This window comes from Acinetobacter sp. BEC1-S18-ESBL-01 (assembly GCF_014169935.1).
GTDB classification, from domain to species: Bacteria; Pseudomonadota; Gammaproteobacteria; order Pseudomonadales; family Moraxellaceae; genus Acinetobacter; species Acinetobacter pittii.
This window is the reverse complement of record NZ_AP022302.1, coordinates 3,338,057-3,349,655: the sequence shown is the minus strand read 5'-3', so window position 1 is coordinate 3,349,655 and position 11,599 is coordinate 3,338,057. Positions and strand designations below refer to the sequence as shown.

The following is an 11,599-nucleotide window of genomic DNA, read 5'->3' as shown; positions in this document are numbered from 1 at the left end:
GTTCTATAAATCTGCTACAATTACGCCAATTTTTATTTTGATCGACTTTAGGTCTTTGGCACTGCAATCTCCGCAGTAGGTGTATTTCATGAGTTTTAAAGATGAGTTAGCGGCACAGGTTGCTCAACGCCGCACATTTGCCATCATTTCCCACCCCGATGCCGGTAAAACAACCATGACAGAGAAATTACTGTTATGGGGTAAAGCAATTCAGGTTGCAGGGATGGTAAAAAGCCGTAAATCTGACCGCGCAGCTACATCTGACTGGATGGAAATGGAAAAAGAGCGTGGAATTTCCATTACCACTTCTGTTATGCAGTTCCCTTATAAAGGTCACACCATTAACTTACTTGATACACCGGGACATGAAGACTTCTCTGAAGATACTTATCGTACCCTAACTGCAGTTGACTCTGCGTTAATGGTGATTGATGGTGCAAAAGGTGTCGAAGAACGTACCATCAAATTGATGGAAGTTTGTCGTATGCGTGACACTCCGATCATTTCATTTGTAAACAAGATGGACCGTGAGATTCGTGAACCACTTGAGTTACTGGATGAAATTGAGAATGTCCTCAATATTCGCTGTGTACCAATTACATGGCCATTAGGGATGGGACGTGATTTTGCTGGTGTATACAACATTCTTGAAAACAAATTGTATGTCTATAAAGCAGGCTTTGGTTCAACTATTACAGATATTGAAGTACGCGATGGCTATGACCATGCAGATATCCGTGAAAAAGTAGGTGAGCTGGCTTGGGCGTCTTTTGAAGAGTCACTTGAGCTCGTACAAATGGCGAATGAGCCTTTGGACCGCGAATTATTTTTACAAGGTAAACAAACTCCAGTTCTATTTGGTACAGCATTAGGTAACTTTGGTGTTGACCACGTGTTAGACGCATTTATGAATTGGGCACCAGAACCTAAAGCACATCCAACACAAGAGCGTGTTGTTGATGCGAAAGAAGAAGGTTTTTCTGGTTTCGTCTTTAAAATTCAAGCCAACATGGATCCGAAACACCGTGACCGTATTGCCTTTATGCGTATTTGCTCAGGTAAATATGAAAAAGGTTTGAAGATGAATCATGTACGTATTGGTAAAGATGTTCGTATTAGTGATGCATTGACATTCCTTGCGGGTGAACGTGAACATCTAGAAGAAGCGTGGCCAGGTGATATTATTGGTTTGCATAACCACGGCACAATTCAAATTGGTGATACTTTCACAAGTGGTGAAAATCTACATTTCACAGGTATTCCGCACTTCGCACCAGAGATGTTCCGTCGTGTGCGTTTGAAAGATCCATTAAAGTCAAAACAATTGCAAAAAGGTTTGAAAGAGTTGTCTGAAGAAGGCGCAACTCAGGTATTTATGCCACAAATTAGCAATGACTTGATTGTGGGCGCAGTTGGTGTGCTTCAGTTTGATGTGGTTGCTTACCGTCTGAAAGAAGAATATAAAGTTGACTGCGTGTATGAGCCTGTAAGTGTTAATACGGTTCGTTGGATTCATTGTGATGATGATAAGATTCTCAATGAATTTAAGAAAAAAGCACATGATCAGCTTTCTATCGATGGTGGTGGTCACTTAACTTATCTTGCGCCAAGTCGTGTCAACTTGCAGATTATGCAAGAGCGTTGGCCTGATATTCAGTTCCGTAACACGCGTGAACACTAATCTTTAAGATTTGACAGACAGCTTCGAACAGAAGCTGTTTTGTTTTGAAAAATAAGAAAGGATGATGAAATGAATTTGAATAGAAAGACAGTTATTGCACTTTTAGTTGCGGTAATCATATTACTTTTAGCTATTTGCCTTTTTGTCTGGAAAAGCTTTCAACCTTCATCATCTTCTCAAATGAAATCGGCTTCTACCCAAAATCAAAATATAGAGAAAGCGGAAGTACTACCATTTCTAAACTTGCAACAAGTAAAAGCTGATTATGCTTTGCCATTTTGTGAGAAGAAAAATTGTATTGATGTCGATATTCAAACAATAAAGACTCAAGATGCATGGCTAAATGAATGGATCGCGAAAAGTCAGGCTAAAGTAATTCAAGATCAAATTGATTTGAAAAAAGACTTAAGTTTGCAGCAAGCCATTAATGCTTATGTTAAAAAGTCTGATGAATGGCAAGATAAATATTCAAAGAATCGGGCTTATGAATTGCATCTTCATACCCGTATTGCATCGCAGCGTAACCAATATGTTTTATTGCAATTAGGACTTGATACCAAGCAGGAAGAGCTCACGATTAAAGACCGTTATTACTTTTTTGTGGCCGACCGCAAACTGCATAAGAGCTTAACTTTGTTAGATGTTTTGAAAAAAGATCAACAAACTACTGTGCATCAAATGGTGCAGGTGGCCTATCAAGACTGGTTAAAAAAGCAGACTGCTGACATAAAGAAAGAAGCACCAAAAACTTTATATTGGGGGCAGGCAGATTGGTTCTTTGATGGTGAAGGTGTTGGCTTACATTATCAGGCAAACCAGATTACTAAAGAAGCTCCACAGCTCGATATTTATTTATCTAAAGAACAGACCAAAAAAATATTACAACCCGAGGTTTATGAACAAATGTTTTAAGATGGTAGCAGAATTTGCAACCTCTATTTATATGCGCTAATTTCTTAGAAAGGCATAGCGTAATCTCCTTAGAATAAAAGGCAAAATATGATGTTATCTTCTAAAGCTTCACTGCGATTAACTTTGCTTGCTTCTGCTATATTTCTGGCAGCATGCCAACCTAAAGCTGATCCTAAGGATTCTCAAGAGCAGCAGAAATCAACTGTTCAAGAACAAAAGCCAGTAGAGTTGACTTTGAAGGGTGAAACAATTCCTAGTAAGGTGGTTTTACCTGATTGTGATGGTAAAACTTGTCCCGAATTCACAGTTGAACGTTTACAAAGTAATTTTCCTTTTATTGACAAAATTATAGATCAACAAATCTTAAGTACACTAAATCAAATTTTAGAAATTGCTGAACCTGATGCTAAGAGTACGCAAACGGAACAAAAGTCAGAAGCTTCAGCTGTAGCGGGTGCAGAGCAAAAAAATAGCTTTGATGCACAGGTGCAACGCTATGCAAATTCATTTATTGATCTAGATAATGAATTAAAAGCTTTAAGTAGTAATCATCAGATTAATCTTTTAGTTAAACCTAAGATTTTGCAGGCTCAAGGTAAAGTTGTAACTGTGGTGCTTAATAGTAGTAGCTATTTAGGTGGGGCTCATGGCTCTGCTGCACAGCATTATTATAATTTTGATTTAAAAGAGCAAAAGCAAATTAAGCTTGAAGATTTATTACGTCCTCAGCAAAAAGCAACTTTAGAGAAGTTAGCTCATGAAGCCTTTAAGACATGGGTAACGGACTCTAAATTGGCTGATAATGTTGCTGACTATGAACAAGCATGGCCATTTAAATTATCTAATAACTTCTTGTTGGGTGAGCAAGGTTTAATCCTTCAATACGGTGAGTATGAAATTGGCCCATACGTGGTTGGACTCCCTCGATTAGTCATTCCTTATGACCAATTACAAGATGTGTTGAAAGAAGAATATTTGCCACAGCCTAAAGCTAAACCAGCTTCGGCACCAGTTGCAAAAAGTGCTGGCTAATGCATTTGTTCGATACCCATACCCATTTTGATGTTGCCGATTTTGATGAAGATCGGCAGCAGCTAGCACTCGAGGCTAAAAAAGTGGGTGTAGATGCTTTGGTTTTAATTGGCTTTCTACAGTCACGTTTTGATGAGTTGGTGCAGACTCATCATCAGTTAAAAAGTTGGGAAAATGTGCCTACTTCTTATTTAGCACCAGGCTTACACCCATTTTATATTGAGCAGCATCAACCAGAGCATCTTTCTCATCTTGAACAAATCTTGCAGCAAGAAAACTGCGTGGCTGTAGGTGAAATTGGCTTAGATACTTTCTTGAAAGAACATAAGCAGCCAGATGTATATGCAAAGCAAAAACAATATTTTGCAGCTCAGTTAGAGCTTGCAACCCAATACCAAAAACCAGTGTTACTCCACATTCGAAAAGCGCACGGTGATGTGCTTGCTATATTAAAAGCTCAAAAATTTAAATTTGGAGGAATTGCTCATGCCTTTAGTGGTGGAGTAGAAGAGGCAAAGGGTCTTATTAAGCTTGGTTTTAAAATTGGTGTGACGGGGCAGATCACCAACCCGAATGCGAAAAAACTTCATACGGTTGTGCAGGCTATAGGTGCAGAGCACTTGGTGATTGAAACAGATTGTCCAGATATGACACCGCTTTGCTGTCAAACCTCAACAGAACAGCGGACTCGTAATACCCCTGTCAATTTGCCTTACGTTCTACAAAGTTTGGCTGAGAATTTAAATATGCCAGAGCCAGATTTGGCTGAGTTGCTGTGGAAAAACTCTCTCACTACATTGAAATTATCGTAATAAAAATCAAAGATTAAAAATATTAACTAAAACAAAACACAGCGATTAAAAAAGAAGCTTAAAGTAAGAAAACAACATGTAAAAACGTGAAAAATAACATTGCCAGACGTGGGAGGATAACCCAATGGCTAAGTATAGCAATATCAATAGTTTTAATGCTTTACAGACGCTAACAGTAGGTTCCAGCAATTATCAGATTTTTAGCTTAGCCCAAGCAGAGAAAACGCTAGGGGATATTGCCAAACTGCCGAAATCTTTAAAAGTATTATTGGAAAACTTATTACGGTTTGAAGATCAGCATAGCGTTAAAACACAACACATCCATGCTTTAGCAGAATGGCTAAAAAACCGTACCTCAGATCAGGAAATTCAATATCGACCTGCGCGGGTTTTAATGCAAGATTTTACTGGTGTGCCAGCAGTGGTTGATTTAGCTGCAATGCGAGCAGCGATGGCACAAGCGGGCGGCGACCCTGAAAAAATTAACCCATTATCTCCTGTTGATTTGGTGATTGATCACTCGGTGATGGTCGACTATTTTGCTGATGATCAAGCTTTCGAAGAAAACGTACAAATCGAGATGCAACGTAACGGTGAGCGATATCAATTTTTACGTTGGGGACAATCAGCATTTAATAACTTTAGTGTAGTTCCACCGGGTACGGGAATTTGTCATCAGGTTAATTTAGAATATTTGGCTCAAGCGGTGTGGCTAGGTGAAGATAACGGCCAGACTTTTGCTTTTCCTGATACTTTAGTGGGTACAGACTCACATACTACCATGATTAATGGTTTAGGTGTTTTAGGTTGGGGTGTAGGGGGAATTGAGGCCGAAGCGGCTATGTTGGGCCAACCGATTTCAATGCTTATTCCTGAGGTCATTGGTTTCAAATTGACAGGAAAACTACCAGAAGGCATTACTGCAACTGATTTGGTGCTGACTATTACTCAAATGCTCCGTCAAAAAGGTGTGGTGGGTAAATTTGTAGAGTTTTATGGAGACGGCTTAGCCGATTTGCCACTGGCCGACCGTGCAACCATTGCCAACATGGCACCGGAATATGGTGCGACTTGTGGTTTCTTCCCGATTGATGAAGTCACATTAGGATATTTGAAATTAACTGGTCGTCAAAGTGATCGTATTGAATTGGTCGAAGCGTATAGCAAAGCGCAAGGTTTATGGCGCAATGCGGGTGATGAACCTGTTTTCACCGATACTTTAAGTCTTGATATGAGTACTGTTCAGGCAAGTCTAGCTGGCCCAAAACGTCCACAAGATCGCGTGCTTTTATCAGAGGTGCCGAAAACCTTTAATGCGCTCATGGAGTTAACATTAAAACCTGCCAAAGAAGCTAAAGAGCGTTTAGAAAATGAAGGCGGTGGCGGTACGGCTGTCGAGGCAAAAAAAGCAAATATCCAACATGAAAGTCCTTCTTGCGTGATTGAAGGAAAAACTTATCCATTAAATCATGGTGATGTTGTTATTTCGGCAATCACCTCTTGTACCAATACTTCTAACCCAAGTGTAATGCTAGCAGCAGGTTTACTTGCTAAAAAAGCGATTGAAAAAGGTTTGCAGCGTAAACCGTGGGTGAAAAGCTCTCTTGCACCAGGTTCTAAAGTCGTGACTGACTATTTGCTGGCTGCTGGACTTACGCCGTATTTAGATGAGTTGGGCTATAACTTGGTGGGATATGGTTGTACAACTTGTATTGGTAACTCAGGTCCACTACCGGAGCCAGTGGAAGATGCAATTCAATGCCATGACTTGAATGTTGCATCAGTACTTTCTGGTAACCGTAACTTTGAAGGACGCGTACATCCATTAGTTAAAACAAACTGGCTTGCTTCGCCACCTTTGGTAGTGGCATATGGTTTAGTTGGTAATATTCGTACCGATTTGACTACGCAACCTATTGGGCAAGGTAAAGATGGACAACCTGTCTATTTAAAAGATATCTGGCCAAGTCAGGCAGAGATTGATGCTGTCTTACAGAAAGTAAATACAGAGATGTTCCATAAAGAATATGCTGCGGTGTTTGATGGTGATGAAAGCTGGCAATCCATTCAGATTCCAAAAAGTAAAACTTATGAATGGGCGGATGATTCGACTTATATCCGTCATCCGCCATTCTTTGAAGGAATTGGTGAGCCACCCAAACCGATTAAAAATATTGAACAGGCACGTATTTTGGCAGTGCTTGGTGACTCGGTAACGACTGACCATATTTCACCGGCTGGTAATATCAAAAAAGACAGCCCAGCAGGTCGATACTTACAAGAGCAAGGTGTTGAGCCAAAAGACTTTAACTCCTATGGTTCTCGACGTGGTAATCATGAGGTTATGATGCGAGGCACCTTTGCCAACATTCGTATTAAGAACGAAATGCTTGGTGGTGAAGAGGGTGGTAATACCATTCATGTGCCAAGTGGTGAAAAGCTCGCTATTTATGATGCGGCGATGCGTTACCAACAAGAACATACACCGCTTGTGATTATTGCTGGTAAAGAATACGGAACGGGCTCTTCACGTGACTGGGCTGCCAAAGGAACGAACTTGTTAGGTGTAAAAGCTGTCATTGCTGAAAGTTTTGAGCGTATTCACCGTTCAAACTTGGTAGGTATGGGAGTGTTGCCATTACAGTTTATTGATGGACAAACTCGACAATCTCTCAACTTAACTGGTCATGAGGTGATATCAATTCGAGGTTTGTCTGATGGCGTTCAGCCTCATCAAATTCTTGAGGTTGATGTGAAAGGGCCAAATGGGGTAGCCAGTCATTTTAATGTTTTATGTCGAATTGATACGTTAAATGAGGTTGAGTACTTTAAGGCAGGTGGTATTTTGCATTATGTACTACGGAATTTGATTGCTTCATAAATTGGCTAAGCTTGTACAGCCTTGTAATGAATATGAATGAGCTAATGTTGGGTATATAGCCATATCCTTACTTTTTAAGGATAAAAAGTAACAAAAATCCTTTGTCGGGCTGACGGTATGTCCTTATACCGCAGCCCAACTGGGCGGCATCCATGCCGCCTGTCACACTAGTAATCAATAGTTTAAATCTTAAGCCGTATAATTTGATTAATAATCATAAGACTTGTCGTGAGTTTAAATATTACAGTCTCAAGTTTTCTTTGATCTAAAATACACTTTCTTCTGAAAAGCAGTAAAATACTCTCCGTGTTTTATATCCCCTCAAAGAGTAGCAATGACCGATCTCCAACAAGATGAATATGACCGCCGTTTTGCAGGTGTAGCCAAAGTTTATGGTGATTCATCGTTCCAGCACTATGAAAAAAGTCATGTGATGGTGATTGGTATTGGTGGTGTCGGTAGTTGGGCGGTAGAAGCTTTAGCGCGTACAGGTATTGGTGAGATTACACTAGTAGATATGGATGTGGTTGCAGCATCAAATGTGAATCGTCAGTTACCTGCAATGACATCAACTCTGGGTTGTGAAAAAGTTGAGATTATGGCGGAACGTTGTCGCCAAATTAACCCACGTATTAAAGTCAATATTATTGATGACTTCTTAACACCAGAAAATGTTGCAGAACTTTTAAACCCTGTACCGGACATTGTTTTGGACTGCATTGATGATGTTAAGGCAAAACTGGCTTTAATGCTCCATTGTCGTTTTAACAAAATTCCTTTGATTGTGTCGGGTGGGGCAGGTGGTAAGCTCGATCCACTTAAAATTCGCGTGGCGGATCTATCAAAAACAGAACAAGACCCAATGTTAGCGAAGTTACGTAGTCAGCTTCGTGCTCGTGGCATCTGTAAAAAGCCAAAAGAGAAATTTGGCATTACCTGTATTTACTCAATCGACAATCCATTTTCAAGCGCAGATGTCTGCCCATCGGCTGGGTTGCGCTGTGGTGGTTATGGTTCAGCGGTAGTGGTGACTTCAAGCTTTGCGATGATTGCTGTGGCTGAAGTTTTGAAAAAGCTTGATTTAAAGAAAGCCTAATTTAAATATTGAAAAGGCATGTGCTTATGTGAGTGCATGCCTTTTTATTTTTGAGAGAAACTATTTAATCATACAGCTCTATGTTGTCTTGCTGGGGCTGTGTGGGTAGTTGCTGATCATAAAATTTAAAGCAACATAAAATTAAAATAACCAAAGTGAATATAGCGAAACCTTTTAAATACTTCATCAATAATTCAATCAAGTGAATGGTCTTGATAAAATTCTAGCGAAGGCAATCCATCTAATCTAATATGGAAAATAGACCTAATAATCTAATTTTGAGATGGTTATGCTCACATTAAAACAATTCCAATATTTCATAAAAATTGTTGAAGAAGGGAGTTTTACTGCTGCTTCAGAGAAACTATTCATTGCTCAGTCTGCTTTAAGTCGGCAAATGAAGCTATTAGAGGAAGAAATTGATTTTCAGCTATTTGATCGTACTGATAAGAAAGTAAAACTCACGGCGGCAGGAGAGGCCTTCTATAAAAAAATTAAAGATAATATGCATTATTTAAATGAGATCATTGGAGTTTCTAAGAATATTGCAGAAGGAAAAAATCGTCAGATTAAAATTGCTCATTCGAGCAGTATTATTATGGATGATAGAAAGATCCAGATATTAAAAGAAATTAGCTTAACGCAACAAATCAATTTTGAGATAAATACCTTGTCATCTGAGCATCAGATTTTGGCTTTACTGAATGGGGAAATTGATATTGGTTTGATTAGACCACCAGTTCGGCACACATTAGATGACGTCAATGTTATTAAATTATATGAAGAACCTTTAATGGTGGCCGTGCACATTGATCATGCTAAGTTTACAAATAAAGAGAAGGTGAGTGTCAAAGATTTAAAAGATGAATACTTTGTTTCTACCCCTCATTCTAAAAGAGGTGGATTAAGCTATTTGGTCTCAAATCTATGTTTAGCCGCAGGATTTACCCCACAAAAAGCTCCAATTCAGTCGCGTAAGATTTCACAGTTACAACTCGTGGCTGCAAATGTTGGTGTAAGTATTGTACCTGAAGAGTTTCAGCAGATCTTGCCTGCTCACGTGAAACTATTGCCTTTAACCGATCTGTTATCACTTTCTGAAGTGGTTTTGATTTATAAAAAAGATCATGATGAAATGATTCAGCATTGTGCTGAACTCATTTATCAAACGTTTCAATCTTAGAAAAATGATTAAGCGGCTAATCTATAGTAAGTATAAGTTACGCTGTCATCTTTATAGACGTCATAGCTATTTTGTTTGAAGTCAGAGACCCATTCACTTCCAGTATATCCTGCGATGTGTCCATAAATGTGGTTGCGGGTTCTGTGAATGATGTAAATGTCACCTTCTTGAGGTTCGTCGAAGGCTGGATCAATTTGTTTATAGCCAATCTTTTTGAGGGTATCGCCCCAATCTGAAGCTGCGATTGGGTGGTTTTCAACATTAGCACCAGCAGATTCGAGTGCAAGACGGATACTACGTGCGCATCTAGCTTTACTGCGTCTAGAAGTAACGCTTTCTAATTTTTCTACAAACTTTTCTACATCGATCGGTGGGTTGGTTGAAGTTTGAGTTTGATGATTATTGGGTTTCATGGTGAAAGGATAAGGGAGGCTTGGTGCGCTGTGCGATACAACAATGGCTGCCTGATTTGAATCCTGATACATGTAATTATCAGCTACTTGTCCGTCATAAATAATCATCGTGAAATCTCTATCGTGCTACCCATATCCATATTAAAAAAATCACCAGCTACCTGTGGCGTTCAGAGATACTAATAGGCATATCTTAAAAGTTTTGTTTATGTTATGTAATAACGTATCTTTTTTCCAGAGGTGGCTGCCTTGGTGCGAAAAGCTACTTAGCAAAAGAGGTGGTTAAAAATAGTGAAATTTAATTTATTGATATCATTATAAATAAACAATAAATCAGAACTTAAATTTGAATATTTTGCTTCAACATTTACGAATATACTCAAAATCTAAGTCTCTGATTTAAAATGCCACATTTTCTTACAATTTAAGAAGTCGTCGCCAACTTAAACCTGCTGCTCTTTTACATATTCTTCAGTGCGAATCATGGCTACTCGCATGTTCTGAATTGCATTTTCAACATCAGCTAAAGTCTTTGCATTTCCGCCACTTAGTGCTTGGCGCCATTTACGAGCACCCGGTAAGTTTTGGAATAAACCTAAAATATGACGTGTAATGATTGAAAGGGGAGCACCTTCAGCCATGCGTTGCTCAATATAAGGCAGCATTTGTTCCATAATATCGAAACGGTCTGGTGCTTCTAAGTTCCAAAGTTGGCCAAGCTCAGCAAGTAGGTAAGGGTTGTGATAGGCTTCACGGCCAATCATGACACCATCAACATGTTGTAAATGAGTTTGAGTTTCGGCAAAAGTTTTAATTCCGCCGTTAATTTCAATGGTTAGGTGCGGACGTTCTTGCTTTAAGCGGTATACATCTTCGTAGCGTAAAGGAGGAACTTCTCGATTTTCTTTTGGAGACAAACCTTTCAAAATAGCAATACGGGCATGCACAACGAAATACGTACAACCAGTTGCAGCGACAGTATCTACGAAATGTAGCATTTCTTCGTAAGATTGCATGTCATCAATACCGATACGGTGCTTTACTGTTACCGGAATATTCACTGCCTTTTGCATGGTATGAATGCACTCAGCAACCAAGTCTGGCTCTGCCATTAAACATGCACCGATTTTATTGTTCTGTACGCGGTCACTTGGGCAGCCTACATTCAGGTTGACTTCGTCATAACCCCAGTCTTCAGCCATTTTTGTGCAAGTGGCAAGCTCTTGTGGGTTTGAACCGCCAAGTTGTAATACGATTGGGTGTTCTTGAGCGTTATAGTCTAAATGACGTTTTGCATCGCCAAATAAAATCGCGCCTGTAGTCACCATTTCTGTATAGAGCACAACGTTTGGGTTAAACAAGCGTGCAAAGAATCGGTAGTCCTTTGTAGTCCAGTCCATCATTGGGGCTACACTGATTCTTGGAGATTTAATAGTTTCAATGGTTTTGTTAATAGTCATTAAAAATCATACCTTTAATCAGTGTTTTGCAACCTGTTTGAATCTGTGGGAACTCATGTTTAGCTGCGTTAATCGGTTTGCATTTACACCAGAATTTACACCATAATGAAAAAAATGGTTCATGGTGTA

10 protein-coding genes are annotated in these 11,599 nt (G+C 39.4%); 7 read left to right on the top strand and 3 right to left on the bottom strand.

The genetic code is table 11. From position 1 onward, the window contains the following. Nucleotides 1-88: 88 nt before the first annotated feature. The 6 genes from H7R46_RS15950 (at nt 89) to H7R46_RS15925 (ending at nt 8,414) form a co-directional block, all read left to right on the top strand. Nucleotides 89-1,681 (top strand): peptide chain release factor 3, encoded by a 1,593-nt coding sequence (locus H7R46_RS15950; RefSeq protein ID WP_005066204.1) that lies wholly within the window; start codon nt 89-91, stop codon nt 1,679-1,681. A gap of 69 nt (nt 1,682-1,750) precedes the next feature. Further along, entirely contained in the window at nt 1,751-2,593 is an 843-nt protein-coding gene (locus tag H7R46_RS15945) for a hypothetical protein (RefSeq protein ID WP_005066206.1), read from the top strand. Between the two features lie 90 nt (nt 2,594-2,683). Further along, a complete protein-coding gene (locus H7R46_RS15940; RefSeq protein WP_017399903.1) occupies nt 2,684-3,625 on the top strand; it encodes an RsiV family protein in 942 nt (313 codons plus the stop codon). Beyond that, entirely contained in the window at nt 3,625-4,437 is an 813-nt protein-coding gene (locus H7R46_RS15935; RefSeq protein WP_005066211.1) for a TatD family hydrolase, read from the top strand. Before H7R46_RS15940 ends, H7R46_RS15935 begins: the two co-directional genes overlap by 1 nt. Before the next feature lie 124 nt (nt 4,438-4,561). Then, complete coding sequence (gene acnA / locus H7R46_RS15930; RefSeq protein ID WP_005066213.1) at nt 4,562-7,318, top strand: aconitate hydratase AcnA; 2,757 nt, start codon at nt 4,562-4,564, stop codon at nt 7,316-7,318. A 334-nt stretch (nt 7,319-7,652) separates the two neighbouring features. Further along, nucleotides 7,653-8,414, top strand: coding sequence for a ThiF family adenylyltransferase (locus H7R46_RS15925; RefSeq protein WP_000130931.1), 762 nt, complete (start codon nt 7,653-7,655; stop codon nt 8,412-8,414). Between the two features lie 64 nt (nt 8,415-8,478). Here H7R46_RS15925 and H7R46_RS15920 read toward each other — a convergent pair whose 3' ends face one another. Beyond that, on the bottom strand, nt 8,479-8,601 hold the full coding sequence (locus H7R46_RS15920; protein WP_080630996.1) for a hypothetical protein: 123 nt from the start codon (nt 8,599-8,601) through the stop codon (nt 8,479-8,481). A 96-nt stretch (nt 8,602-8,697) separates the two neighbouring features. Here H7R46_RS15920 and H7R46_RS15915 point away from each other — a divergent pair, with 96 nt between their 5' ends. Then, nucleotides 8,698-9,597: a LysR family transcriptional regulator gene (locus H7R46_RS15915; protein ID WP_080630997.1), complete on the top strand. Its 900-nt coding sequence runs from the start codon at nt 8,698-8,700 to the stop codon at nt 9,595-9,597. 8 nt (nt 9,598-9,605) lie between these two features. Here H7R46_RS15915 and H7R46_RS15910 read toward each other — a convergent pair whose 3' ends face one another. After that, a complete protein-coding gene (locus tag H7R46_RS15910) occupies nt 9,606-10,118 on the bottom strand; it encodes a hypothetical protein (RefSeq protein ID WP_005066219.1) in 513 nt (170 codons plus the stop codon). Nucleotides 10,119-10,453: 335 nt separating this feature from the next. Further along, a complete protein-coding gene (dusA, locus tag H7R46_RS15905; protein ID WP_005066221.1) occupies nt 10,454-11,470 on the bottom strand; it encodes a tRNA dihydrouridine(20/20a) synthase DusA in 1,017 nt (338 codons plus the stop codon). Between the last annotated feature and the right edge of the window lie 129 nt (nt 11,471-11,599).

What these genes read in the sequence shown, in the direction of transcription:
- H7R46_RS15950 (WP_005066204.1), top strand. Translation starts at nt 89, where the DNA reads ATGAGTTTTAAAGATGAGTTAGCGGCACAGGTTGCTCAACGCCGCACA.
- H7R46_RS15945 (WP_005066206.1), top strand. Translation starts at nt 1,751, where the DNA reads ATGAATTTGAATAGAAAGACAGTTATTGCACTTTTAGTTGCGGTAATC.
- H7R46_RS15940 (WP_017399903.1), top strand. Translation starts at nt 2,684, where the DNA reads ATGTTATCTTCTAAAGCTTCACTGCGATTAACTTTGCTTGCTTCTGCT.
- H7R46_RS15935 (WP_005066211.1), top strand. Translation starts at nt 3,625, where the DNA reads ATGCATTTGTTCGATACCCATACCCATTTTGATGTTGCCGATTTTGAT.
- acnA (WP_005066213.1), top strand. Translation starts at nt 4,562, where the DNA reads ATGGCTAAGTATAGCAATATCAATAGTTTTAATGCTTTACAGACGCTA.
- H7R46_RS15925 (WP_000130931.1), top strand. Translation starts at nt 7,653, where the DNA reads ATGACCGATCTCCAACAAGATGAATATGACCGCCGTTTTGCAGGTGTA.
- H7R46_RS15920 (WP_080630996.1), bottom strand. Translation starts at nt 8,601, where the DNA reads ATGAAGTATTTAAAAGGTTTCGCTATATTCACTTTGGTTATTTTAATT.
- H7R46_RS15915 (WP_080630997.1), top strand. Translation starts at nt 8,698, where the DNA reads ATGGTTATGCTCACATTAAAACAATTCCAATATTTCATAAAAATTGTT.
- H7R46_RS15910 (WP_005066219.1), bottom strand. Translation starts at nt 10,118, where the DNA reads ATGATTATTTATGACGGACAAGTAGCTGATAATTACATGTATCAGGAT.
- dusA (WP_005066221.1), bottom strand. Translation starts at nt 11,470, where the DNA reads ATGACTATTAACAAAACCATTGAAACTATTAAATCTCCAAGAATCAGT.